General features: G+C 54.0%; 25 protein-coding genes. 10 read left to right on the top strand and 15 right to left on the bottom strand.

Translation table 11 applies throughout. From position 1 onward, the window contains the following. Positions 1-11: 11 nt before the first annotated feature. The gene (gene serA, locus SIK69_RS06210; protein ID WP_319785664.1) at positions 12-1244 is read right to left on the bottom strand and encodes a phosphoglycerate dehydrogenase; all 1233 of its coding nucleotides are present in this window, start codon (positions 1242-1244) and stop codon (positions 12-14) included. A gap of 262 nt (positions 1245-1506) precedes the next feature. Further along, the gene (rpiA, locus tag SIK69_RS06205) at positions 1507-2166 is read right to left on the bottom strand and encodes a ribose-5-phosphate isomerase RpiA (RefSeq protein WP_319628541.1); all 660 of its coding nucleotides are present in this window, start codon (positions 2164-2166) and stop codon (positions 1507-1509) included. A gap of 159 nt (positions 2167-2325) precedes the next feature. Between rpiA and argP the strand changes: the two genes are divergently transcribed. Beyond that, positions 2326-3219, top strand: a complete 894-nt coding sequence (argP, locus tag SIK69_RS06200; protein WP_319628542.1) for a DNA-binding transcriptional regulator ArgP — start codon at positions 2326-2328, stop codon at positions 3217-3219. Positions 3220-3275: 56 nt separating this feature from the next. Here the strand turns inward: argP and SIK69_RS06195 are convergent, their stop codons facing one another. From SIK69_RS06195 to tkt, 7 genes are all read right to left on the bottom strand, one after another. Then, positions 3276-4013: an oxidative stress defense protein gene (locus tag SIK69_RS06195; protein ID WP_319628543.1), complete on the bottom strand. Its 738-nt coding sequence runs from the start codon at positions 4011-4013 to the stop codon at positions 3276-3278. Positions 4014-4103: 90 nt separating this feature from the next. Beyond that, a complete protein-coding gene (argO, locus tag SIK69_RS06190; RefSeq protein WP_319785663.1) occupies positions 4104-4739 on the bottom strand; it encodes an arginine exporter ArgO in 636 nt (211 codons plus the stop codon). A 206-nt stretch (positions 4740-4945) separates the two neighbouring features. Then, positions 4946-5809, bottom strand: coding sequence for a small-conductance mechanosensitive channel MscS (locus SIK69_RS06185; protein ID WP_319628545.1), 864 nt, complete (start codon positions 5807-5809; stop codon positions 4946-4948). A 191-nt stretch (positions 5810-6000) separates the two neighbouring features. Next, complete coding sequence (gene fbaA / locus SIK69_RS06180) at positions 6001-7080, bottom strand: class II fructose-bisphosphate aldolase (RefSeq protein WP_319628546.1); 1080 nt, start codon at positions 7078-7080, stop codon at positions 6001-6003. A gap of 100 nt (positions 7081-7180) precedes the next feature. Then, complete coding sequence (gene pgk / locus SIK69_RS06175; RefSeq protein ID WP_319785662.1) at positions 7181-8344, bottom strand: phosphoglycerate kinase; 1164 nt, start codon at positions 8342-8344, stop codon at positions 7181-7183. A 47-nt stretch (positions 8345-8391) separates the two neighbouring features. Beyond that, entirely contained in the window at positions 8392-9411 is a 1020-nt protein-coding gene (gene epd, locus SIK69_RS06170; protein ID WP_319628548.1) for an erythrose-4-phosphate dehydrogenase, read from the bottom strand. A 493-nt stretch (positions 9412-9904) separates the two neighbouring features. Next, positions 9905-11896 (bottom strand): transketolase, encoded by a 1992-nt coding sequence (gene tkt / locus SIK69_RS06165; RefSeq protein WP_319785661.1) that lies wholly within the window; start codon positions 11894-11896, stop codon positions 9905-9907. Between the two features lie 277 nt (positions 11897-12173). Between tkt and loiP the strand changes: the two genes are divergently transcribed. After that, the gene (gene loiP / locus SIK69_RS06160; protein ID WP_319628762.1) at positions 12174-12932 is read left to right on the top strand and encodes a metalloprotease LoiP; all 759 of its coding nucleotides are present in this window, start codon (positions 12174-12176) and stop codon (positions 12930-12932) included. Positions 12933-12992: 60 nt separating this feature from the next. Here the strand turns inward: loiP and speB are convergent, their stop codons facing one another. The 4 genes from speB to yqgG form a co-directional block, all read right to left on the bottom strand. Continuing rightward, a complete protein-coding gene (gene speB, locus SIK69_RS06155) occupies positions 12993-13913 on the bottom strand; it encodes an agmatinase (protein ID WP_319628550.1) in 921 nt (306 codons plus the stop codon). A gap of 150 nt (positions 13914-14063) precedes the next feature. Further along, positions 14064-16040, bottom strand: a complete 1977-nt coding sequence (speA, locus tag SIK69_RS06150) for a biosynthetic arginine decarboxylase (RefSeq protein WP_319785660.1) — start codon at positions 16038-16040, stop codon at positions 14064-14066. After that, positions 16033-16179: an acid stress response protein YqgB gene (gene yqgB, locus SIK69_RS06145; RefSeq protein WP_319785659.1), complete on the bottom strand. Its 147-nt coding sequence runs from the start codon at positions 16177-16179 to the stop codon at positions 16033-16035. The genes speA and yqgB overlap by 8 nt, the downstream gene beginning before the upstream one ends. Positions 16180-16269: 90 nt before the next feature. After that, positions 16270-16413, bottom strand: a complete 144-nt coding sequence (gene yqgG, locus SIK69_RS22970; RefSeq protein WP_445582677.1) for a small protein YqgG — start codon at positions 16411-16413, stop codon at positions 16270-16272. A 423-nt stretch (positions 16414-16836) separates the two neighbouring features. Between yqgG and metK the strand changes: the two genes are divergently transcribed. The 8 genes from metK (at position 16837) to ruvX (ending at position 24130) form a co-directional block, all read left to right on the top strand. Continuing rightward, a complete protein-coding gene (gene metK / locus SIK69_RS06140; protein ID WP_319628553.1) occupies positions 16837-17991 on the top strand; it encodes a methionine adenosyltransferase in 1155 nt (384 codons plus the stop codon). A gap of 401 nt (positions 17992-18392) precedes the next feature. Next, positions 18393-19787 carry a sugar porter family MFS transporter gene (locus SIK69_RS06135; RefSeq protein ID WP_319628554.1) on the top strand — a complete coding sequence of 465 codons (1395 nt, stop codon included), beginning with the start codon at positions 18393-18395 and terminating at the stop codon, positions 19785-19787. Positions 19788-19861: 74 nt separating this feature from the next. Further along, positions 19862-20362, top strand: a complete 501-nt coding sequence (locus SIK69_RS06130) for a SprT family zinc-dependent metalloprotease (RefSeq protein WP_319628555.1) — start codon at positions 19862-19864, stop codon at positions 20360-20362. 94 nt (positions 20363-20456) lie between these two features. After that, the gene (endA, locus tag SIK69_RS06125) at positions 20457-21191 is read left to right on the top strand and encodes a deoxyribonuclease I (RefSeq protein ID WP_319628556.1); all 735 of its coding nucleotides are present in this window, start codon (positions 20457-20459) and stop codon (positions 21189-21191) included. A gap of 20 nt (positions 21192-21211) precedes the next feature. Next, positions 21212-21943, top strand: a complete 732-nt coding sequence (rsmE, locus tag SIK69_RS06120; protein ID WP_319628557.1) for a 16S rRNA (uracil(1498)-N(3))-methyltransferase — start codon at positions 21212-21214, stop codon at positions 21941-21943. 155 nt (positions 21944-22098) lie between these two features. Next, entirely contained in the window at positions 22099-23046 is a 948-nt protein-coding gene (gene gshB / locus SIK69_RS06115) for a glutathione synthase (RefSeq protein WP_319628558.1), read from the top strand. Between the two features lie 104 nt (positions 23047-23150). Then, positions 23151-23714: a YqgE/AlgH family protein gene (locus tag SIK69_RS06110; RefSeq protein WP_319628559.1), complete on the top strand. Its 564-nt coding sequence runs from the start codon at positions 23151-23153 to the stop codon at positions 23712-23714. Further along, positions 23714-24130 carry a Holliday junction resolvase RuvX gene (gene ruvX / locus SIK69_RS06105; RefSeq protein WP_319628560.1) on the top strand — a complete coding sequence of 139 codons (417 nt, stop codon included), beginning with the start codon at positions 23714-23716 and terminating at the stop codon, positions 24128-24130. Before SIK69_RS06110 ends, ruvX begins: the two co-directional genes overlap by 1 nt. Positions 24131-24201: 71 nt before the next feature. Here the strand turns inward: ruvX and SIK69_RS06100 are convergent, their stop codons facing one another. Beyond that, on the bottom strand, positions 24202-24855 hold the full coding sequence (locus SIK69_RS06100; protein ID WP_319785658.1) for a LuxR C-terminal-related transcriptional regulator: 654 nt from the start codon (positions 24853-24855) through the stop codon (positions 24202-24204). Positions 24856-25260: 405 nt separating this feature from the next. Beyond that, positions 25261-26241, bottom strand: coding sequence for a type IV pilus twitching motility protein PilT (locus tag SIK69_RS06095; RefSeq protein ID WP_319785657.1), 981 nt, complete (start codon positions 26239-26241; stop codon positions 25261-25263). Between the last annotated feature and the right edge of the window lie 5 nt (positions 26242-26246).

Raw genomic sequence — 26246 nt, 5'->3', positions numbered from 1 at the left:
GAAAACAGGGATCAGTACAACAACCGCGCACGGATGGTGCCCGGGATCGCCTTCATGCTTTGCAGCGCTTTTTCCGCCACATCTTCTTCCGCTTCAATATCAATCACCACGTAGCCCATTTGCGGCGTCGTTTGCAGATACTGTGCGGCGATGTTCACGCCCTGCTCGGCAAAAATCTGGTTGATAGCCGTCAGCACGCCAGGACGGTTTTCGTGGATGTGCAGCAGGCGACGCCCACCGTGCAGCGGGAGCGACACTTCCGGGAAGTTAACAGCAGAAAGCGTTGACCCGTTGTCAGAGTATTTCGCCAGCTTGCCCGCCACTTCCAGTCCGATGTTTTCCTGCGCTTCCTGAGTAGACCCCCCGATGTGCGGGGTCAGGATAACGTTATCGAACTCGCAGAGCGGCGAAGTGAACGGATCGCTGTTGGTTGCCGGCTCGGTCGGGAACACGTCGATCGCCGCCCCGGCCAGATGCTTACGCGCCAGCGCATCGCACAGCGCGGGAATGTCGACCACGGTACCGCGAGCGGCGTTGATCAACAATGAGCCCGGCTTCATCAGCGCCAGTTCTTCTGCGCCCATCATGTTTTTAGTCGAGGCATTTTCCGGCACGTGCAGGCTGACCACGTCGCTCATGTTCAGCAGGTCAGACAAATGCTGAACCTGAGTGGCATTGCCGAGCGGCAGTTTGTTTTCAATGTCGTAGAAGAAGACATGCATCCCCAGCGATTCTGCGAGGATCCCAAGCTGGGTCCCAATGTGGCCGTAACCGATGATCCCGAGCTTCTTGCCACGCGCTTCAAAGCTACCCGCCGCCAGTTTATTCCACACGCCACGGTGCGCTTTGGCGTTAGCCTCAGGCACACCGCGCAGCAGCAGCAGCAACTCGCCAATCACCAACTCCGCCACGGAACGGGTGTTGGAGAACGGAGCGTTAAAGACCGGCACCCCGCGTTTCGCGGCCGCATTAAGGTCAACCTGGTTGGTGCCGATGCAGAAGCAGCCAATCGCGACCAGCTTTTCCGCCGCCTGAATAATATCTTCCGTCAGATGAGTACGGGAGCGCAGGCCGATGAAATGGGCATCACGGATCGACTCTTTCAGCTGATCGGCATCAAGCGCGCCTTTGTGAAATTCAATGTTGGTGTAGCCTGCTGCACGAAGGTTATCGATTGCTTTTTGATGTACGCCTTCCACCAGCAGAAACTTAATTTTGTCTTTTTCCAGTGATACCTTAGCCATTTCCCCGCCCTGTCTGTCTCGTATCGATGTTGTGGTGAACGAACGTCCACCCAAGCAACATATCAAAAAAAACTATTGCAGCAATATGAACGTTTGCGTCGAGGTCCTGAAGAAATGTCATTCAGCGGAAAATGGCAGCATAAAATGCTGGAAGGGAATAACAGCGCAGCGTGTTAAGCAGATGCAGTCGACAAATGTGACACAAGTCACCAAATTTCGCCTGGTAAAAATTTTTACGGGAGCTAAGGCAGCTCCCGTCAGATCATTTCCCGATGGTTTTGACGCCATCAGCGGTGCCGATCAGCGCCACATCCGCGCCACGATTGGCGAACAGGCCCACGGTCACCACGCCAGGGATCGCGTTAATGGCATTTTCCAACGCAATGGCGTCAAGAATTTCCAGGCCGTGAACATCCAGAATCACGTTGCCGTTATCGGTGATCACATTCTGGCGATACTCCGGGCGACCGCCGAGTTTCACCAATTGACGCGCCACCGCGCTGCGCGCCATCGGGATGACTTCGACCGGCAGAGGGAATTTTCCGAGAATAGCCACCTGCTTGGACGCATCGGCGATGCAGATAAACTTGTCGGCCACCGAGGCGATGATTTTCTCGCGGGTCAGCGCCGCGCCGCCGCCTTTGATCATCTGCATGTGATCGTTAATCTCATCCGCACCGTCAACATAGACGCCCAGGCTGTCGACTTCGTTGAGATCAAATACGTGAATGCCTAACGCTTTCAGTTTCTCGGTCGACGCGTCCGAGCTGGAAACGGCACCTTCAATCTGGCCTTTCATGGTGCCCAGTGCGTCAATAAAATGCGCGGCGGTAGAGCCGGTGCCAACACCAACGATGGTCCCTGGCTGTACGTATTGAAGTGCTGCCCAGCCAACTGCTTTTTTCAGTTCATCCTGCGTCATGATTTTTGCCTGTGATGTGATGGGATGCCGCGCATTATAGACTATTCACCGTGTAAATGTCCTTGTGGACACCGGGCGTACTGCCCCAATTTCGACCTGTATCAAAGGTAAATTTATGTCATAGTGCGGGTAATAAACGATGAGGAGTCAGCCACAGCAATGAAACGTCCGGACTACAGAACACTACAAGCATTGGATGCGGTCATTCGGGAACGCGGGTTTGAACGCGCCGCACAAAAGCTGTGTATTACCCAGTCCGCCGTCTCCCAGCGTATTAAGCAACTGGAAAATATGTTCGGGCAGCCTTTACTGGTGCGTACCGTACCTCCCCGCCCGACCGAGCAAGGACAAAAGCTGCTGGCGCTGCTGCGTCAGGTTGAGCTGTTAGAAGAAGAGTGGCTGGGCGATGAGCAGACCGGTTCCACACCGCTGCTGCTGTCGCTAGCGGTCAACGCCGACAGTCTGGCGACCTGGCTATTACCGGCGCTGTCTACAGTGCTGTCCGACTCACCTATTCGCTTAAATTTGCAGGTCGAAGACGAAACCCGAACTCAGGAACGTCTGCGTCGTGGCGAAGTGGTTGGCGCAGTGAGTATCCAGCCACAGGCTCTGCCCAGCTGTCTGGTGGATCAACTCGGCGCGCTTGATTATCTTTTCGTTGCGTCAAAGTCGTTTGCGCAACGCTACTTCCCGAATGGCGTTACGCGCTCTGCCCTGCTGAAAGCGCCGGTGGTGGCCTTCGACCATCTGGATGATATGCACCAGGCGTTCCTGCAACAGAACTTCGATTTGCCGCCGGGCAGCGTGCCGTGTCATATCGTTAACTCATCGGAAGCCTTCGTGCAGCTGGCCCGTCAGGGCACCACCTGCTGTATGATCCCGCATCTGCAAATTGAGCGCGAACTGGACAGCGGCGAGCTTATCAACCTGACGCCAGGCCTGTTCCAGCGACGAATGTTGTACTGGCACCGCTTCGCACCGGAAAGCCGGATGATGCGTCGGGTCACCGACGCGTTGCTGGAATACGGGCATAAAGTGTTGCGCCAGGACTGATCGAAAAAGGCCGGGTTTCCCCGGCCTTTTCATTTGTAGAGCACGCGTTCTCTGCGTTATTCCGCTTTCTTCTGCGGCTCAGCCTGCGTTGGCTCAAGCTGGAATACCACATCAACCTGATCGTCGAATTGAATCGTCGGTTGCTCGTAGGTTTCCTGGGCTGACGGCGCGGCCGCCGCGTCAGCTTTCATCATGCGAACCATCGGGCTTGGCTGATAGTTGGACACGTGATAGCGCACGCTATAGACCGGGCCAAGCTTGGCATTAAAGCCAGACGCCAGTTCTTTTGCCTGATGTACAGCGTCATCAATCGCCGCCTTACGCGCTTTATCTTTGTACTCTTCCGGTTGCGCAACGCCCAGCGACACGGAACGGATTTCATTCAGACCGGCCTTGAGAGCGCCATCCAGCAACGAGTTAAGCTTATCCAACTGACGCAGCGTCACCTCCACGGTACGCACTGCGCGGTAGCCTTTCAGAATGCTTTTGCCGTTCTGGTAGTCGTAATCGGGTTGAGTACGAAGATTGGCAGAACTGATGTCTTTCTTAGCGACACCGTTTTGCTCAAGGAAAGAGAGATACTGGGCCACGCGATCGTCGGCTTGCTTCTTCGCCGAGGCAGCATCTTTGGCGGCCACGTTGACTTCAATCGCCAGCGTCGCGATATCCGGTGCAGCGTCGACGCTTGCCGTGCCTGAGGTAACAATGTGCGGGCCATTCGGCAACTCATTCGCCTGTACCGACATTGCGCTAAATCCAACTAATGCCGCCAGGGCCATCACTTTAAACTTCATTGTCGCTTCTCCTTGTTACCTGGTCACCCGAAAACAGGGCGCATGCCAGCAAGCTTAGCGCCTGACGCTTAAATGTCCATAAGAGAAGACTTAGTTGAACAGCGCATGGAGATGGGCGATACCCTCTTTCGCCAGTTGGAAGGCGATAAACCACATCACCAGACCGACCAGGGTGTTAATGATCCGCTGGGCCCGGGCGGTACGTAAACGCGGTGCCAGCCAGGCGGCCAGCAGTGCCAGCCCAAAGAACCACAGGAAAGACGCGCTCACGGTGCCGAGAGCAAACCAGCGCTTCGGCTCGGCACCCAGTTGCCCGCCGAGGCTACCGAGCACCACAAAGGTGTCCAGATACACATGCGGATTTAGCCAGGTCACCGCCAGCATAGTGACAACAATCTTCCAGCGTCCCTGCTTCATCACCTCCGCCGTGGCCAGTTCCAGGTTGCTGCCCATCGCCGTTTTCAGTGCGCCAAAGCCATACCACAGCAGGAAAGCTACTCCGCCCCAGGTCACTAACGCCATCAGCCACGGGGACTGCATCAGCAGTGCGCTGCCGCCAAACACCCCGGCGCATATCAGCAGCATATCGCTCAGCGCGCAAAGGAAGGCAATCATGATGTGATACTGGCGGCGAATGCCCTGGTTCATCACAAACGCATTTTGCGGCCCGAGCGGCAGGATCATGGCCGCGCCCAGGGCAAGCCCCTGAAAATAATAAGATAACACGCTATTTCTACTCTTGAAGGGTCGTCGATGGCGAAACTATAACGCGGGGGAGACATTAGCGGAAATGGATAATACTAATAGCTTATTAACCAAACTAATGAAAGAAGATCTCTTGCAAATGCATATCTATTCACATTGCGCGAATTAACCGTATTTAAATGACGAAGCCCGCACGTTCGCGGGCTTTGTCGGCGGCCAGTGAGCAATTATGCCGCTTCTGACTGCTCTTTCACGCGTTTGAAATTCACGTCCATTTGCGGATACGGGAAGCTGATACCGTTGGCATCGAACTCACGTTTCACGCGCTCCAGCACATCCCAGTAAACGTTTTGCAGGTCACTGCTTTTGCTCCAGGTACGCACCACAAAATTCATCGAGGAAGGTGCCAGCTCGTTGAGGCGGACGGTCATTTCACGGTCTTTAATGATGCGCTCGTCGGACTCGATGATGTTGGTCAGCAGTTGCTTAACCTTATCGATGTCTGAGTCGTAGGCCACGCCGATAATAAACTCGTTACGACGCACCGGCTCGCGGGAGAAATTGATGATGTTCCCGGCGATAATTTTACCGTTCGGGATAACCACGATTTTACCATCCACCGTACGCATGGTGGTGGAGAAAATCTGCACGTTCAGCACGGTCCCGGCCACGCCGCCCAGATCAACGTACTCACCGGCACGGAACGGACGGAACATCACCAACAGCACGCCTGCGGCGAGGTTGGAGAGCGAACCCTGCAAGGCCAGACCCACGGCCAGACCGGCGGCACCGAGCACGGCAATAACCGATGCGGTCTGTACCCCGACGCGACCCAAGGCGGCAATCAGCGTGAAGGCAATAATCGCATAGCGCAGCATCGCCGACAGGAAGTCAGCCACAGTGGCATCAATCTGACGGGCGCGCATCACGCGGTTCACCGCGTTGGACATCAGCCGGGCTACGATCATCCCGACGATAATAATGGCGATAGCCGCGACGATATTCACCGCATAGCTCAGCAGTAGCGCCTGATTGCGCACCAGCCACGTGCCTGCGTGATTGATACTACCGACAACGTTCAAATCTTCCATCTGATAATCCTTATATCAACCCTGGCGGGAAATAAAATTCGACAAACCTGCAAGAAAGCAGTCCGTTAAGGGTAAACAAGAAATGACTGAAATGCCAAATAGATCACAGAATTTAACGAGATCATCCCGTTGAAAAGACAATAAAAAAGCCCGCTAATTAGCGGGCTTAGGGCAGAAATGGCTATCAAAAATTACAGAACGTCAACCGCGTTCAGTTCTTTGAATGCCTGCTCCAGACGGGTGATCATGGAGGACTGAGCAGCACGCAGCCATACGCGTGGATCGTAGTATTTCTTGTTCGGCTGGTCTTCGCCTTTCGGGTTGCCCAGCTGGCCCTGCAGGTAAGCTTCGTTGGTTTTGTAGTATTGCAGGATGCCGTCCCAGGTTGCCCATTGGGTATCGGTATCGATGTTCATTTTAACTACACCGTAGCTTACAGAGTCTTTGATTTCCTGAGCAGAAGAACCGGAACCGCCGTGGAAGACGAAGTTCAGGCTGTTGTGCGGCAGGTTGTGTTTCTTGGAAACGTATTCCTGAGAATCACGCAGGATAGTCGGGGTCAGAACCACGTTGCCAGGCTTGTACACACCGTGGACGTTACCGAAGGAAGCCGCGATGGTGAAACGTGGGCTGATCGCGTTCAGTTTGGTGTACGCGTAGTCAACGTCTTCTGGCTGAGTGTACAGCGCAGACGCGTCCATATGGCTGTTATCAACGCCATCTTCTTCGCCGCCGGTGCAGCCCAGTTCGATTTCCAGAGTCATGCCCATTTTGGACATGCGCGCCAGGTATTTGGAGCAGATTTCGATGTTCTCTTCCAGAGACTCTTCAGACAGGTCGATCATGTGGGAAGAGAACAGAGGTTTGCCGGTCGCTGCAAAGTGTTTTTCACCCGCGTCCAGCAGACCGTCGATCCACGGCAGCAGTTTCTTCGCGCAGTGGTCAGTGTGCAGGATAACTGGAACACCGTAGTGTTCAGCCATCTGGTGTACGTGGTGCGCACCAGAGATAGCACCCAGGATTGCAGCGCCCTGAGGCACGTCAGTTTTCACGCCTTTACCCGCGATGAACGCAGCGCCACCGTTAGAGAACTGAACGATAACTGGCGCTTTAACTTTTGCAGCAGTTTCCAGTACGGCGTTGATGGAGTCAGTACCCACACAGTTTACCGCTGGCAGTGCGAAGTTGTTTTCTTTCGCTACCTGGAAAACTTTCTGAACGTCGTCGCCAGTGATGACGCCCGGTTTTACGAAATCAAAAATTTTAGACATGTTGATGTGTCCTGTAGGCCTTGGAAAAAATGAATGTCGCCGCCCCGGCTTTTTCGGAACGGTCATAAATCAACGGGCAGGAAAAACCTGCCCGGAACAATTACTTCTTAGCGCGCTCTTCGAGCATGGCTACTGCTGGCAGAACTTTGCCTTCCACGAATTCGAGGAACGCGCCACCGCCAGTGGAGATGTAGGAGATTTTGTCAGAAATGCCGAACAGGTCGATAGCAGCCAGCGTGTCGCCGCCGCCTGCGATGGAGAACGCTTCGCTGTCTGCGATAGCGTTGGCCACGATTTCAGTCCCTTTACGGAAGTTAGGGAATTCGAATACGCCAACCGGACCGTTCCACAGAATAGTTTTGGCATTTTTCAGGATTTCAGCCAGTTTCTGTGCAGAAACGTCACCCAGGTCGAGGATCTGCTCTTCATCTTTGATGTCGTTAACAGATTTCAGGGTCGCGGTTGCGGTTTCGGAGAACTCAGTTGCCACGCGAACGTCAGTTGGGACTGGGATATCGCAAGTGGTCAGCAGACGTTTTGCTTCGTCAACCAGGTCAGCTTCGTACAGGGATTTGCCCACGTTGTGGCCCTGAGCGGCGACGAAGGTGTTGGCGATGCCACCACCGACGATCAGCTGGTCAGCAATTTTGGACAGAGAGTCCAGAACGGTCAGTTTGGTCGATACTTTAGAACCACCAACGATAGCCACCATTGGACGAGCAGGTTCTTTCAGCGCTTTACCCAGAGCGGACAGTTCTTCAGCCAGCAGCGGGCCTGCGCACGCCACGTCAGCGAACTTGCCGATACCGTGAGTAGAAGCCTGCGCGCGGTGCGCCGTACCGAATGCGTCCATCACGAATACGTCGCACAGTGCAGCGTATTTCTTAGACAGCGCTTCGTCGTCTTTCTTTTCGCCTTTGTTAAAGCGAACGTTTTCCAGAACCACCAGCTCACCGGCAGCCACTTCAACGCCGTCCAGGTAGTCTTTAACCAGACGAACCGGGTTAGACAGTTTGTCTTTCAGATAGTTAACAACTGGCAGCAGAGAGAATTCTTCGTTGTACTCGCCTTCGGTCGGACGACCCAGGTGAGATGTAACCATCACTTTCGCGCCCTGTTTCAGAGCCAGTTCGATAGTTGGCAGAGAAGCACGGATACGCGCATCGCTGGTCACTTTTCCATCTTTAACCGGAACGTTCAGATCGGCACGAATGAAAACGCGTTTACCAGCCAGATCCAGATCGGTCATCTTAATTACAGACATGGTGAATCCTCTCATTGATTCTAAAGTTTTGTAGACGCAACAGCGCCTTACCTGAAACCTGTAACGGCCATCGCTAACGTTGTGTCGAGCATGCGGTTAGCGAAACCCCATTCATTGTCGCACCAGACCAGCGTTTTGATCAGATGCGCTCCACTAACCCGCGTCTGTGTGCCATCAACAATGGCACTGTGCGGATCGTGGTTAAAATCTATTGAGACCAACGGTAATTCCGTATAGTCAACTATACCATGAAATGCTCCCTGTGCCGCTTTTTGCAGCAACAGGTTGACTTCACACGCTTTTACCGGATGCTTCACGGTCACGCTGAGGTCGATTGCGGTGACGTTTATGGTCGGTACGCGCACCGCAATGGCTTCAAAACGGTCATTAAACTGCGGGAAAATTCGGGTGATGCCCGCCGCCAGTTTGGTATCGACTGGAATAATCGACTGGCTGGCTGCCCGGGTGCGACGCAGGTCGGGATGATAAGCATCAATAACCTGCTGATCGTGCATCGCCGAATGGATAGTTGTCACGGTACCCGATTCGATACCCCAGGCATCGTCTAACAGTTTAATGACAGGGATGATGCAGTTGGTGGTGCAGGATGCATTGGAGACAATGCGGTGTTCGCTCTGCAATTCATGATGATTGACGCCGTAGACGACCGTCGCGTCAATATCGTTGCTGCCAGGATGTGAAAAGAGCACTTTCTCTGCGCCCGCGGCCAGATGGGCTTCGCCATCCGCACGCGTGCCGTATACGCCGGTGCAGTCGAGAACCACATCAACGCCCAGTTCACGCCACGGTAGTGCCTCAATCGACGGCTCATGCAGCAGTCGAATGGCATCATCGCCGACGAACAACTGTTCCCGCTCCTGGCGAACATCCCAGGCAAAGCGCCCATGGCTGGTGTCATATTTCAACAAATGCGCGATGCCCGCAGCATCCGCCAGTTCATTGATTGCCACCACGGTAATCTCCGCACGACGCCCGGATTCATATAAAGCACGAACCACGTTACGTCCAATGCGACCGAAGCCATTAATCGCTACGCGTACGGTCATAGGTCTCCTGCAAGACTATCCCTGAAGTGTGTGGCTGAGAGCGTAATCCAGCCTCACCTGGAAGGGAATGCTTGCTGTCGCAAACTGCGACTGATTGATTATTTGTCGAACATTTAATCGACTGAAACGCTTCAGCTAGAGTAAGCGAAACATGGAATAAAGGGAATCCGTGACCCATGACAGAAAACAGTTATCTGATCTGCGTCACATTTTTCAGTGGCCTCTGGTGAAAAATAAGAATAATTTCCCCCTGATTCTCATTCACCGCCATTCCCCTTTATTGTCGGGTAAACGACGCGATAACCCCCCTGTTCCGTCAACGTCAAGCCGGCAGGGAAAATACTTTCACACCCCAACCAGCCCCTCCCTTAATCAGTGAGTCTCAAGCAGGAATGAATACGTTCACTTAAAACCAAACAGTTACCATTCAAATTAAAAACGGGCCGCCAATGCGACCCGTTTGAAGTTCTCCGTTAACAATAACAGAGAAGGATTACAGCAGTTCTTTCGCTTTCGCGACCACGTTCGCTACGGTGAAGCCAAACTCTTCGAACAGCAGTTCTGCCGGAGCAGATTCGCCGAAGGTGGTCATGCCGACGATAGCGCCGTTCAGGCCAACATATTTGAACCAGTAATCGGCGATACCCGCTTCGATGGCCACACGGGCAGAAACGGCTTTCGGCAGTACGGATTCACGGTATGCCGCATCCTGCTTGTCGAATGCGTCGGTAGACGGCATGGACACCACGCGAGCCTTAACGCCTTCAGCAGACAGCTGATCCCATGCCGCAACCGCCAGTTCAACTTCAGAACCGGTAGCGATGAAAATCAGCTGTGGCTGACCGTCGCAGTCTTTCAATACGTAGCCACCGCGAGCGATGTTCGCCAGCTGCGCTTCGGTACGTTCCTGCTGGGCCAGGTTCTGACGAGAGAGGATAAGCGCGGTTGGGCCATCCTGACGCTCAACGCCGTATTTCCACGCCACCGCCGATTCAACCTGGTCACATGGACGCCAGGTGGACATGTTCGGAGTTACGCGCAGAGAAGCAACCTGCTCCACCGGCTGGTGAGTTGGGCCATCTTCACCCAGACCGATAGAGTCGTGGGTATAGACCATCACCTGACGCTGTTTCATCAGCGCAGCCATACGCACTGCGTTACGGGCATATTCTACGAACATCAGGAAGGTAGAGGTGTACGGCAGGAAACCACCGTGCAGAGAGATACCGTTGGCGATAGCGGTCATACCGAATTCACGTACACCGTAATGGATGTAGTTACCTGCGGTATCTTCGTTAATCGCTTTTGAACCCGACCAGATAGTCAGGTTAGACGGTGCCAGGTCAGCGGAGCCGCCAAGGAATTCAGGCAGCAGCGGGCCGAAGGCTTCGATAGCATTCTGCGACGCTTTGCGGCTAGCGATTTTGGACGGGTTCGCCTGCAGTTTAACAATGAACTCGTTCGCTTTCGCGTCGAAATCAGCTGGCATTTCACCTTTCATACGACGGGTGAATTCAGCGGCTTCCTGAGGGAAGGCTTTGGCATAGGCCGCAAACTTCTCGTTCCAGGCGGCTTCTTTAACCTGACCGGCTTCTTTTGCATCCCACTGCGCATAGATGTCAGACGGGATTTCAAATGCCGGGTGTTTCCAGCCAAGCGCTTCGCGGGTCAGTGCGATTTCTGCATCACCCAGCGGCGCACCGTGGGAGTCGTGAGTACCGGCTTTGTTCGGCGAACCGAAACCAATGATGGTTTTGCACATCAGCAGGGACGGTTTATCCGTCACGGCACGCGCTTCTTCTACTGCACGCTTGATGGCGTCCGCATCGTGGCCGTCAACGCCACGCACAACGTGCCAGCCGTACGCTTCGAAACGCTTAGCAGTATCGTCAGTGAACCAGCCTTCAACGTGACCATCAATGGAGATGCCGTTGTCGTCGTAGAATGCAACCAGTTTGCCCAGCTTCAGGGTGCCCGCCAGGGAGCACACTTCGTGGGAGATACCTTCCATCATGCAGCCGTCGCCCATGAAGGCGTAGGTGAAGTGGTCAACGATGTCGTGACCTGGACGGTTGAACTGTGCTGCCAGCGTTTTTTCCGCGATAGCCATACCGACTGCGTTCGCAATGCCCTGACCCAGCGGGCCAGTGGTGGTCTCTACCCCAGCGGTGTAGCCCACTTCCGGGTGACCCGGCGTTTTGGAGTGCAGCTGACGGAAGTTTTTCAGCTCTTCAATCGGCAGATCGTAGCCAGAGAGATGCAACAAGCTATAAATCAGCATGGAGCCATGGCCGTTAGACAGCACGAAGCGGTCACGGTCTGCCCAGGATGGATTTTGCGGATTGTGGTTCAGGAAATCACGCCACAGGACTTCGGCAATGTCAGCCATACCCATCGGGGCACCCGGGTGGCCGGATTTGGCTTTCTGTACTGCGTCCATGCTCAGCGCACGAATAGCATTAGCAAGCTCTTTACGTGAGGACATTTTGACTCCAAAAGGACTGTTGAAGGCAACGCCAAAACGGCTTGACGACCGCGCGTTTTAGGCTACGCCGGAAAAAAGTGTCAACAATGTAACCCAAGCGGCAAGGCATGTACATGGAGCATCCGCGCGGTGCCTGGGAAATCTCTGGATTGTGCTCGCAGGTTGCGCAATCTTCTCGCAGCCTTGTCGTTATTTTCTTTATACTTTGGCTAAATTCCGTATTTTGAATAGCGGAATATTTCAGATAATGGCGACCCATAATTATGGAAAATGAATGATGAAACTGCACTCTGTGGTACTGGCCTTTGGGATGGCGAGCGTTCTGGCGGGCTGTCAGAATATGGATTCAAACGGGCTGATGAGTTCCGGGGCGGAGGCCTTCCAGGCGTATACCCTGAGCGACGAGCAGGTGAAGACCTTGAGCGATCAGTCCTGTAAAGAGCTCGACAGCAAAGCGACCATCGCGGCTGCAGGCAGCGATTATGCCAAACGTCTGAACACCATTGCCTCAGCGCTGGGCGATAACATCAATGGTCAGCCGGTAAACTATAAGGTTTACGTCACCAAAGACGTGAACGCCTTTGCGATGGCTAACGGCTGTATCCGCGTCTACAGCGGGCTGATGGATATGATGACCGACAACGAAGTCGAAGCGGTGATTGGCCACGAGATGGGGCACGTGGCGCTGGGCCATGTGAAGAGAGGTATGCAGGTGGCGCTGAGCACCAATGCGCTTCGCGTGGCGGCGGCCTCTGCGGGCGGCATGATTGGCAGTCTGTCGCAGTCACAGCTGGGCGATTTAGGCGAGAAACTGGTGAACGCGCAGTTCTCCCAGCGTCAGGAATCTGAAGCCGATGACTACTCTTACGATCTGTTGCGCAAACGTGGGATCAACCCAGCGGGTCTGGCCACCAGTTTTGAGAAACTGGCCAAACTGGAAGCCGGTCGTCAAAGCTCAATGCTTGACGATCACCCGGCATCCGAAGAGCGTGCCCAGCATATCCGCGATCGCATGAAAGCGGACGGGATTAAGTAAGGTTCGCGCCCTTTTCCCTTCATTTACCCTCTCTCATTGAGAGAGGGTAAAATCACCCGATTACTCGCCTTTCTTCGCTGCCTGGATATACAGCATCTCGAGCGCGAGGGTAGCCGCGGCTAATGCAGTGATCTCCGACTGATCGTAAGCCGGTGCCACTTCCACAACGTCCATCCCCACGATATTCAGGTCTTTCAGACCACGAACCAGTTTGATCGCACGATCGGAGGTCAGACCGCCGATCACCGGCGTCCCGGTCCCCGGAGCAAATGCCGGATCCAGGCAGTCGATATCAAAGGTCAGGTACACCGGCATGTCGCCCACAATCTGCTTCACCTGCGCCAGAATATCGTCCACGCCACGATCGTTGACTTGTCCTGCATCCAGCACGGTGAAACCGTTGTCTTTATCAAACTCGGTACGAATACCAATCTGCACGGAGTGATTCGGGTCGATCAGGCCTTCTTTAGGAGCGGTAAAGAACATGGTGCCGTGGTCAAACTCGCAGCCGTTGGCGTAGGTATCGGTGTGGGCATCGAAATGCACCAGCGCCATTTTACCGAAATGCTTGGCGTGCGCGCGCAGCAGCGGCAGGGTCACGAAGTGGTCACCGCCGAAGGAGAGCATGCGTTTCCCGGCTGCCAGCAGCTGTTCCGCATGCGCCTGCAGCTTCTCGCTCATGTCACGGGCATCGCCGAAGGCGTAAACCAGGTCGCCGCAGTCCACGACATTCAGGCGTTCACGCATGTCGAAGTTCCACGGGAAGCGGTTGTGCTCCCACGCCAGGTTGGTGGATACCTGACGGATAGCGGCCGGGCCATGACGACCCCCTGCTCGGCCAGACGTTGCCGCATCAAACGGCACACCGGTGATAACCCAGTCAGCATCGCTGTCGTATGGCTGGAAGTTCAGCGGCAGACGTAAAAAACCAAAGGCATTAGATACCAGAGAGTTGTCGTACTGATGACCCAAAGTGCTCATGGAGATGACCTCTTAAACCGTCGTGTATGAAAAAAAGATGAAAAAAAATCCCCTCCGCGTCGTTAGGCCCGACGAGGAAGGGATCGATTGGTGTTACTGCTTATTAGAGCGAATTATCGCCAAAATCCTGACCGGGTCAAGTACCCCGTCTTACTCGTCTTCCAGGTACGTGTAACCGTACAGGCCCGCTTCAAACTCTTCGAGGAACTGCTGCTGCAGCGCATCGTCAAGATCGGTCTGTTTAACCTGGTCACGGAACTGGAGCAGCAGTTTTTTCGGATCCAACTGAACGTATTCCAGCATATCCGCCACGGTATCGCCTTCGTCGGATAGCTCGACTTCCACGCTGCCGTCAGGGAAGACAAACACGTCCACCGCTTCGGTATCACCGAACAGGTTGTGCATGTTGCCGAGGATTTCCTGATAGGCACCGACCATAAAGAAGCCCAGCATCGGCGGGTTCTCCGGATCGTATTCTGGCATCGGCATGGTGGTGGCGATCCCATCACCATCAATATAGTGATCGATAGCCCCGTCTGAGTCACAGGTGATATCCAGCAGCACCGCGCGGCGTTCCGGCACCTGATTCAGGCCTTCTAAAGGCAAAACCGGGAACAGCTGATCGATACCCCACGCATCCGGCATCGACTGGAACAGCGAGAAGTTGACGTACATTTTGTCCGCCATACGTTCCTGCAGCTCATCGATAATCGGGCGATGCGCGCGGTTGCTCGGGTCGAGCTGTTTCTGCACCTCATGACACATGCTTAGGTAAAGCTGTTCCGCCCAGGCACGCTCTTGCAAATTAAAGGTGCCGGAGGAGTAACCGATGTGAATGTCATGCAGATCCATCTGGCTGTCGTGCAACCATTCACGCAGCGAACGCCGTCCGCCCGGCTCGTGCATTTCCTGCCAGGTTTCCCACATGCTTTGCAGCGCGCGCTGGGCATCTGCAGCCGGAGCTACCGGGGTGGTGTATTCGTTGCGCTCCACGCCGATGATGTTCGACACCAGCACCGTATGGTGCGCGGTGACCGCACGTCCCGACTCGGTAATGACCGTCGGATGCGGCAGGCCGTTCTCTTCACAGGCATCGCCAATCGCCCAGATGATGTTGTTGGCGTATTCGTTCAGGCCGTAGTTCACCGAGCAGTCAGACTGCGAGCGGGTGCCTTCATAATCGACGCCCAGGCCGCCGCCGACATCAAAGCACTGAATATTGACACCCAGTTTGTGCAGCTCAACGTAGAAACGGGAAGATTCACGCACCCCGGTGGCGATATCGCGAATGTTTGCCATCTGTGAACCGAGGTGGAAGTGCAGCAGCTGGAGGCTTTCCAGACGCCCGCATTCGCGCAGGGTTTCGACCAGTTGCAGAACCTGCGTTGCCGCCAGACCGAACTTGGATTTTTCACCGCCGGAAGACTGCCATTTACCGGAGCCCTGCGAGGCCAGACGCGCACGCACGCCAAGGCGCGGGGTAACGTTCAGACGCTCGGCTTCTTCCAACACCAGGGCAATCTCAGACATCTTCTCGATGACCAGATAAACCTTGTGGCCCATCTTCTCGCCGATCAGCGCCAGGCGGATATATTCACGGTCTTTATAACCGTTACAGACGATCACGCTGCGGGTCATTCCGGCGTGCGCCAGGACCGCCATCAGTTCGGCTTTCGAACCGGCTTCCAGACCCAGCGGTTCGCCAGAATGGATAAGGGATTCAATTACGCGGCGATGCTGGTTTACCTTGATCGGGTAGACCAGGAAATAGTCACCGTTATAGCCGTAGGATTCACGGGCACGTTTAAAGGCGGCGTTAATCGAACGCAGGCGATGTTGCAGGATCTGCGGGAAGCAGAACAGTGCAGGCAGTCGCTGGCCTTGCGCTTCACGGGCTTTGACCAGCTTGGCGAGATCAACGCGTGCGTCTGGCACATCGGGATCCGGGCAAACGCTGATATGACCCAGCTCGTTGACGTCGTAGTAGTTATTGCCCCACCAGGCAATGTTGTAAGTCCGAAGCATCTTGCTGGCTTCCTGAGAGCTCATTGCCACCTCCTGCATGGAACGTAGTACACCCTGTTCGCCGGCTGACGAAGGGGAAGAAAAAGACATGTCGTCAGACATAGCGAACCTCAAAAGTTGTCGAAAGTGTAAAACAGTTGACTACTATCGCAATGTTAATAAGCGATAACAACCCATAAACAGCCGTGTGTTTCAGCAGAGTATGCTGAACGTCCGCCTGCGCGACCGGTTTCTTGTTCATATCATTGTAAAACATAGACCCGGGGTTTGTAGGACCACCGGAGAAACCACGAGAAAACCCCTTACGAACAGGAGCGCCCAAGTCCCGTCATCACAGCGCCTTGCCGGCTCTGGAGTCCTGAGATGTGCCCAAATGGGAGTAACTTCGGCAAGTAAATTGCGAAGGGAGAGAAGTAGCGGGGTAAAGACGCACGCCTGAGTGGCATGACTGAGTCTGCAAAAAACGTTGGTTCATTATGTCGTATCACCTCCACGCCAACCCCTCGGGACCAGCGACAAGCCAAAGCCAAAAATTACACTGCTTAACCCGGCTGGAAGTGGCGACACGAGAGAATCCATCGTGCGCTTTTTGGTGTGAGCCGCGCGCGGCGTTTTATACCGAGAACCGGGGTAAAATGCAAAATAAAAATGCGCACTCTTCCACCGCTGTCAGGAAAAATTTCCAGCTCAAATGACCTCCAGATGAGACACATCTCAAAAAAAACTGGAAATCGGGCGAATATCTGACCTAAAATAGCCGTCCAGATGTTAATCCATCTATACTGATTAACACCCAGACTGTTGGTGTGTTTACCTGCAGCCTTTGGTCGAAACGTCCATCAAAGTCTTAATCGTCAACAGTTTGAGCAAACCTTATTCTTTCCAGGTGAAATAAAACATGGCAAAACACCTCTTTACGTCCGAGTCCGTATCTGAAGGGCATCCAGACAAAATTGCTGACCAAATCTCCGATGCGGTGCTTGATGCAATCCTCGAGCAGGATCCGAAGGCCCGTGTTGCATGTGAAACTTACGTCAAAACCGGGATGGTTCTGGTCGGGGGTGAAATCACAACCAGCGCGTGGGTCGATATCGAAGAGATCACCCGCAACACGGTTCGCGAGATTGGCTATGTGCATTCTGATATGGGCTTTGATGCCAACTCTTGCGCGGTACTGAGCGCAATTGGTAAGCAGTCTCCGGATATCAACCAGGGCGTTGACCGTGCCGATCCACTGGAACAGGGTGCGGGCGACCAGGGCCTGATGTTTGGCTATGCCACTAATGAAACCGATGTGCTGATGCCAGCGCCAATTACCTACGCACACCGTCTGGTGCAGCGTCAGGCTGAAGTGCGTAAAAATGGCGCGCTGCCATGGCTGCGTCCGGATGCGAAAAGCCAGGTCACTTTCCAGTATGACGACGGCAAAATTGTCGGCATCGATGCCGTCGTTCTGTCGACTCAGCACGCTGAAGATGTCTCACAGAAAACCCTGCAAGAAGCGGTGATGGAAGAGATCATCAAGCCAGTTCTGCCAACCGAATGGCTGAACAGCGCGACCAAATTCTTCATCAACCCAACTGGCCGTTTCGTTATCGGTGGCCCAATGGGCGACTGCGGCCTGACCGGTCGTAAGATTATCGTTGATACCTACGGCGGCATGGCACGTCACGGTGGCGGCGCATTCTCCGGTAAAGATCCGTCTAAAGTTGACCGTTCAGCGGCATACGCGGCGCGTTATGTTGCGAAAAACATCGTCGCAGCAGGCCTGGCCGATCGCTGTGAGATTCAGGTTTCCTACGCTATCGGCGTGGCAGAGCCAACCTCTATCATGGTTGAAACCTTCGGCACTGAAAAAGTCCCGACCGAGCAACTGACCCTGCTGGTACGCGAGTTCTTCGACCTGCGTCCATACGGCCTGATTCAGATGCTGGATCTGCTGCACCCGATCTACAAAGAAACCGCAGCATACGGTCACTTTGGTCGCGAACATTTCCCTTGGGAAAAAACCGACAAAGCCGCTCTGCTGCGCGAAGCTGCCGGTCTGAAATAAACCGCTGCTTTAACGCTCTTAAGGCCAGCCACGTGCTGGCCTTTTGCTTTTCTGCCCGCACTATCCTCCGAACCTTTTTCACAAACCGTCTATACTGATTACCATCCGCCAGCCCCAGAATGAAAGCGATTACACTGATGTTATCTGGTGATTTTAAGATTAATCGCTTTGCATGAAGCCATATTGTCTGCTGTTACATTCCATTTCAGTTAACTCTTAAATTTGTATTTTTTGCAGCCAAAAAATCACAGCCATCTCACTGATATGCAATACTAAATTTAATTTACACAACATGACACTTGTGTAACCGATTACACCTATGTGATTTATCTCACATATTTTTACGCACGCCTAACCTAACCTTTACATTGATAAAACTGATAATCCAACTGGAGGGCATAATGCCTGACAATAAAAAACAGGGATATTCCAACAAGGCAATTACGTTTTTTGTCTGTTTTCTCGCGGCACTGGCGGGATTACTGTTCGGCCTTGATATCGGTGTGATTGCCGGCGCGTTGCCGTTTATCGCCCATGATTTCCAGATTGACTCACACACCCAGGAATGGGTCGTAAGCTCAATGATGTTTGGTGCCGCTGTCGGTGCCGTGGGCAGTGGCTGGCTCTCCTACCGTCTTGGCCGTAAAAAAAGCCTGATGATCGGTGCCGTCCTGTTCGTGCTCGGTTCGCTGTGCTCCGCCGCGGCACCGAACGTCGAAGTGCTGCTGATGTCTCGCGTACTGCTCGGCCTCGCGGTCGGCGTGGCGTCGTATACCGCCCCGCTGTATCTGTCTGAAATCGCGCCGGAAAAAATTCGCGGCAGCATGATTTCTATGTATCAGCTGATGATAACCATCGGTATTCTCGCGGCCTATCTGTCTGATACCGCCTTCAGCTATAGCGGTGCCTGGCGCTGGATGCTTGGGGTTATCATCATCCCGGCGGTGCTGCTGCTGATTGGGGTGTTTTTCCTGCCGGACAGCCCGCGCTGGTATGCGGCGAAACGTCGCTTCAACGATGCAGAGCGCGTCCTGCAACGCCTGCGTGACACCAGCGCTGAAGCGAAAAACGAGCTGGAAGAGATCCGCGAAAGCCTGAAAGTTAAACAGTCTGGTTGGGCGCTGTTTAAAGACAACAGCAACTTCCGTCGGGCGGTGTTCCTTGGCGTGCTGTTGCAGGTCATGCAGCAGTTCACCGGGATGAACGTCATCATGTATTACGCGCCGAAAATCTTCGAACTGGCGGGTTATACCAATACCACTGAACAGATGTGGGGCACGGTCATTGTCGGCCTGACCAACGTGCTGGCGACCTTCATTGCTATCGGTCTGGTGGACAGATGGGGTCGTAAACCGACGCTGGTGCTGGGCTTCTTGGTGATGGCAGCCGGTATGGGCGTGCTGGGTACCATGATGCATAACGGGATCCACTCCCCGAGTGCGCAGTACGTCGCGGTTGGTATGCTGCTGATGTTTATCGTTGGTTTTGCAATGAGCGCCGGGCCGCTGATTTGGGTCCTGTGTTCTGAAATTCAGCCGCTGAAGGGGCGTGATTTTGGTATCACCTGCTCTACCGCGACCAACTGGATTGCCAACATGATCGTCGGGGCAACGTTCCTGACCATGCTGAATACGCTCGGCAATGCCAATACTTTCTGGGTCTACGGTGCGCTGAACCTGTTCTTCATCGTCCTGACGCTGTGGCTGGTGCCAGAAACAAAACACGTGTCACTGGAGCACATCGAACGCAACCTGATGAAAGGCCGTCCGCTGCGCGAGATTGGCGCACAGAACTAAGTTTCAGGCTTCCCTCCCCCTGGAGGGAAGCCTTCTCTTGCACTCCCCGTTTCCCCGCTTTATCCTTTTGCGCTATGAAGACCCCTCGCCTCCCCATCGCCGTTCAGCAAGCCGTTATGCGCAGCCTGCGGGAAAAACTCGCCCTGGCGAATCTCAAGCTTGGACGCGACTATCCCGAACCGAAACTGACGTGGCAACAGCGCGGCACCTCGGCGGGCACCGCCTGGCTTGAGAGCTACGAAATCCGCCTTAACCCGGTGCTGCTCATGGAAAATCAGCAGGCGTTCATCGAGGAAGTGGTGCCGCACGAGCTGGCGCATCTGCTGGTGTGGAAACGCTTTGGCCGCGTGGCTCCTCACGGTAAAGAGTGGAAGTGGATGATGGAGAGCGTACTGGGCGTCCCCGCTCGCCGCACACATCAGTTCGAGCTGGAATCCGTGCGCAAAAATACCTTCCCGTATCGCTGCGGTTGCCAGCAGCATCAGCTCACCGTCCGTCGTCATAATCGCGTCCTGCGCGGCGAGGCGGTTTATCGCTGCGTGCATTGCGGTACACCGCTGGTGGCGGAAAAGTAACCTGCGGAATTAACTGGAAGTTTTCTGATCTGACTGATTGCATCTGACAACAGCATTCGCTACGTTGCGGGCTCGTTTTGACACGGAGTTCGTGATGTCCCGTAAATCTATTCTGGCGCTGGCATTTGTTACCAGCGTCCTTTCTGGCCAGGCTCTGGCCGACGGTATTAACAGTTTTTCCCAGGCAAAAGCCGCTGGTGTAAAGGTCAACGCTGACGTTCCCGGTGATTTCTACTGCGGTTGTAAAATCAACTGGCAAGGCAAGAAAGGCGTTATCGACCTGGAATCATGCGGCTATAAAGTACGTAAAAATGAAACCCGCGCCAGCCGCGTCGAATGGGAACATGTGATGCCCGCCTGGCAGTTCGGACACCTGCTGCAATGCTGGCAGGACGGCGGACGGAAAAACTGCGCCAAAGACCCGGTCTATCGCAAGATTGAAAGCGACATGCATAACCTGCAACCCGCCGTAGGTGAGGTTAACGGCGACCGGAATAACTTTATGTACAGCCAGTGGAACGGCGGTGAAGGTCAGTACGGTCAATGTTCGATGAAAGTTGATTTCAAAGACAAAGTCGCCGAGCCACCTGAGCGCGCCCGCGGTGCCATCGCCCGCACCTACTTCTATATGCGCGACCAGTACAAGCTGTCTCTCTCACGCCAGCAAACCCAGCTGTTCACCGCATGGAATAAGCAATATCCGGTAACCGCCTGGGAGTGTAAGCGCGACCAACGCATCGCTGCTATCCAGGGGAATCACAACCCTTACGTCCAGCAGGCTTGCCAGGCGCAAAAGAGCTACCCTACACTAGCGTCAAATGTTAACTGATATTCGGAAATCCTGAGACTATGCGCATTCCCCGCATTTATCACCCTGAGTTTATTACCGCTGGCAGTCAGATTGCCCTGAGCGAAGACGCCGCCAACCACGTGGGCCGCGTGCTGCGCATGGGTGCGGGCCAGGCCATTCAGCTGTTTGACGGCAGCAATCAGGTCTTTGAAGCCGAAATTATTCAGGCGGATAAAAAGAGCGTGCGGGTCAATGTGCTGAGCGCTGAAACCGACGACCGCGAATCGCCGCTGCACATTCACCTCGGTCAGGTGATGTCGCGCGGTGAAAAGATGGAATTTACCATTCAGAAATCGATCGAACTCGGTGTAAGCCTCATTACGCCACTCTTTTCCGAGCGCTGCGGCGTTAAACTGGATACTGAACGTCTGAACAAGAAGCTCCAGCAGTGGCAGAAAATCGCCGTCGCCGCCTGCGAACAGTCTGGTCGTAACGTTATCCCGGAAATTCGCCCGGCGATGGATCTGGAAGCCTGGTGCGCAGAGGAAGACCAGGGTCTGAAGCTCAATCTGCACCCGCGAGCCAGCGCCAGCATCAACACGTTACCGCAGCCGGTAGAACGTGTGCGCCTGCTCATCGGCCCGGAAGGCGGATTATCGGCAGACGAAATTGCCATGACCGCCCGCTATGCGTTTACTGATATTCTGTTAGGACCTCGCGTTCTGCGTACTGAGACCACTGCGCTCACCGCCATTACCGCGCTTCAGGTGCGTTTTGGCGATCTGGGCTAAAAACTGCTACAAGGCTGTCTTTTTTGCCATTCTGGCGTTGGGCAGTGCTCACATTTTCACGTACTAATGTACGCTACAAATATTGCGCGCTGTCCGCACCCAGACTGCCTGCAACGATAACACCTTGTAGCCAGCTTTTTTAATGGAGAAGAACAATGATCAAGCTCGGCATCGTGATGGACCCCATTGCGAAGATCAACATCAAGAAAGATTCCAGCTTCGCTATGCTGCTGGAAGCGCAGCGTCGTGGTTACGAACTCCACTATATGGAGATGAACGATCTCTATCTGAACAACGGTGAAGCACGCGCGCAAACACGTCTGCTGAGCGTTGAGCAGAACTATGACGGCTGGTACACCTTCAACGGCGAACAGGATCTGGCGCTGGCCGACCTCGACGTTATCCTGATGCGTAAGGATCCCCCGTTCGATACTGAATACATCTACGCGACCTATATCCTTGAGCGCGCAGAAGAAAAAGGCACGCTTATCGTCAACAAACCGCAAAGCCTGCGCGACTGTAACGAAAAGCTGTTCACCGCCTGGTTTGCTGACCTGACGCCGGAAACGCTGGTGACCCGTAACAAGGCGCAGCTAAAAGCCTTCTGGGAAAAACACGGTGACATCATCCTCAAGCCGCTGGACGGCATGGGCGGCGCATCGATTTTCCGCGTGAAGCAAGGCGACCCGAACCTGGGCGTCATCGCTGAAACCTTGACCGAGCTTGGCAATCGTTATTGCATGGCGCAGAACTACATTCCGGCGATCAAAGACGGCGACAAGCGCGTGTTGGTGGTTGACGGCGAACCGGTGCCTTACTGCCTGGCGCGTATCCCGCAGGGCGGCGAAACCCGCGGTAACTTAGCCGCCGGTGGCCGTGGCGAACCGCGTCCGCTGTCTGAAAGCGACTGGGAAATCGCCCGTAAAGTGGCCCCGACGTTGAAAGAAAAAGGTCTGATTTTCGTCGGCCTCGACATCATCGGCGATCGCCTGACGGAAATTAACGTCACCAGCCCTACCTGCATTCGTGAAATCGAAGCTGAATTCCCCATCTCCATCACCGGTATGCTTATGGACGCTATCGAAAAGCGTCTGGGCAAATAATTCGCCTCTCAGGCGGGAGCAATCCCGCCTTCTCTCGACAGCGCCGTGGTTTGTCCGCATACTGGCCGCTGATGCTTTTTAAACCAGGAACAGAACCTCTGACAATGAATTTACAGCACCACTTTCTTATTGCCATGCCTGCTCTCCAGGACCCGATGTTTCGCCGCACCGTTATCTATATTTGTGAATACAATGACGATGGTGCGATGGGGATCATCATTAATAAACCGATGGAAAATCTGAAGGTTGAAGGGATTCTGGACAAGCTGAAAATTACCCCCGATCCACGCGATCCGGATATTCGCCTCGATAAACCGGTGATGATGGGCGGCCCGCTGGCGGAAGACCGCGGCTTTATCCTGCATACCCCGCCGTCGGCGTTCTCCTCGAGCATCCGTATTTCTGACAACACGGTGATAACGACGTCTCGCGACGTGCTGGAAACTCTCGGCACCGCAGAACAGCCATCAGAAGTGCTGGTGGCGCTGGGATACTCCTCGTGGGAGAAGGGCCAGCTTGAGCAGGAAATTCTGGATAACGCCTGGCTTACCGCCCCGGCTGACCTCAACATCTTATTCAAAACGCCGATTGCCGATCGCTGGCGTGACGCTGCCCGTCTGATTGGGATTGATATTCAGACCATGCCCGGCGTGGCGGGACACGCATAATGAGTGGCACACTTCTCGGTTTTGACTTCGGTACGCGCAGTATCGGCGTAGCAATCGGACAGCGCGTGACGGGCACCGCCCGTCCTCTCGGCGCGTTGAAAGCGCAGGACGGTACGCCGGACTGGAACGCTATCGCCAAACTGCTCAAAGAGTGGCAACCGGAAGCGGTGGTCGTCGGCCTGCCATTGAACATGGATGGCACCGAGCAGTCGCTGACCGCCCGCGCACGTAATTTTGCCAATAAAATTCATGGTCGCTTTGGGGTAAAAATAGTCCTTCACGACGAGCGGTTAAGCACCGTCGAAGCCCGCTCAGGTTTGTTCGAGCACGGAGGCTACCGGGCGCTGAACAAGGGTAAAGTGGATTCCGCCTCAGCGGTGGTGATTCTGGAGAGCTTTTTCGAGCAGGGTTTCTGATTTGCACGAGGCTTACAGACTCACTGGATTTCGTAGACCCGGCAAGCATCGCATCGCCGGGCAACTGCGTTCTAATGACGCATATTCTCGTTAACCCAACTCACCGCCTGAGTTCTGTTTTTCACGCTGAGTTTGCGGAAAACATTATACAGGTGCGTTCTGACCGTATTCTCGCTAATAAATAACGCTCTGGCGATATCCATATTCGTAGAACCATGACGCAGTTCATTGAGGATTTCACACTCGCGTTCGGTCAATGGAATATTTTCAGCATCGCCGGATGCATGTTTCACTGCATACATCGCAGGGTGCATCACGCTCAATTCAGCCGTCTGTTCGCCGAGAAGCACGGCTTTGATGCCCTCAATTAAGCGCGATTGGGAATCATCGTGACGAAATACACCGTACAGCGCTGGCCATTTGGCCATTTCGTAGATCTCATACTTTTGTGCAGTATTGATAATAAGTAAGCGCGGATTTTCAATCTGCGACTGGATAATATCCCGCCAGATCCCATTGAGCTTTTTATTTGATACCGCAATATCAAACAGGATCACGGTGCCGCGCGGCAAACGCTGCACCAGCGGCTTGCTAATGTTATGCACACTCACAAAAACAGAGAGAAGATCAGACAGATAATTTGCGAATGCATTAGCCTGTACAGAAGGATGGGTGATAATAAGCAGCTGACGTGATTTCCCTGCGCGCTCTGATGCGTCAAGCATTTAAAAAACTCTCCGTAGTTGAGACTCACCTTCATGGTGATTAAATGGGTCAAAAGCCACAACTTATGTGTCAAATAGTTAAAAACCAAACGTAAACATTAAAAATTATTTCATAAGATAAATCCTATCCATGGTTTACAGAATAGAACGAACGCTGGATAAGTGTCAAAAAATTATCACCGTTTTCCATGAATAGCTGAGAAATAAAAAGAGTATGTAAAAAGTTAATTGTATTAATCTGACCTATTATCAACACCCATTTAACATTAATGTTATTTGAGTATTCTTTCACCTGAAACGTTTTCTATTTCATGGTCATGCTAAATAAAGCCCCAATATTCTTCTCATTGTAGTTTTTATTACTCAATATCGTGACATCTCTCACAGTTTATTGCTGAACGTTCGCTATAGACGACCCGCAGCCTGACGCTGCTGATAGCTCTGCGCAAAGGTCTGCATGCCTGCCTGCTGTCCAGTTTGCAACACCCCGGGCAGCTGATGGGTTTTCCCTTCGCGGATCAGGCTACCTACCGCAGGCGTGTTCACCAGCAGTTCATACAGCGCGACTCGCCCATCCTGTTTGTCTGGCAATAGTTTTTGTGCCAACACCGCGCACAGGCTGCCGGACAGTTGACTACGCACCTGCTCTTTTTCGCCAGCAGGGAAAACGTCCACCAGCCGTTCGATAGCCTGCGCCGCCCCTCGCGTATGCAGCGTCGACAGAACCAGATGCCCGGTTTCTGCCGCGGTCAACGCCAGGCGAATCGTTTCGGTGTCACGCAGTTCACCGAGCAGGATGACGTCAGGATCCTGGCGCAATGCCACCCGCAGTGCCGAGGAAAACGAATCGCAGTGCGCCCCCACTTCGCGCTGATGGATAAGACACCGCACGCTGTGATGTACAAATTCCACCGGGTCTTCCAGGGTCAGGATATGCCCATCACGCCGATGGTTGAGGCTGTCAACCATTGCCGCCAGGGTGGTGGATTTGCCACTGCCAGTGGCCCCCGTTACCAGAATCAATCCACTCTCTTCGTTCAGCAATTCGTTAAGTGCGGACGGCACGCCAAGCTCATTAAGCTGCGGACAACTTTTCGGTAGCAGGCGCAAGACCAGCGAAATACCGTCCGTATGTCGAAATGCACTGGCACGCAGGCGCGTCCCGCCGTCGGTTTGCACGGCAAAGTCGCACTGATGGTCCTGTTCCCAGGCTGCAAATGCCGCTTTACTGAGCCAGCACTGCAACAGTTGCTCCGGCGCGGGAGCACTAAACGGGGCAGGTTCGAGACGGCCCTGTCGCCGCCAGCGCACCGCGCCGTCGTTGCACAGGTGTAGATCCGAGACATTATGCTTTACACTAAAGGCCACCATTTCCTGCATATCCATATTAT

The organism is Scandinavium lactucae, assembly GCF_033843265.1.
Taxonomy (GTDB): domain Bacteria; phylum Pseudomonadota; class Gammaproteobacteria; order Enterobacterales; family Enterobacteriaceae; genus Scandinavium; species Scandinavium lactucae.
This window is presented reverse-complemented; position numbering and strand designations above follow the sequence as displayed.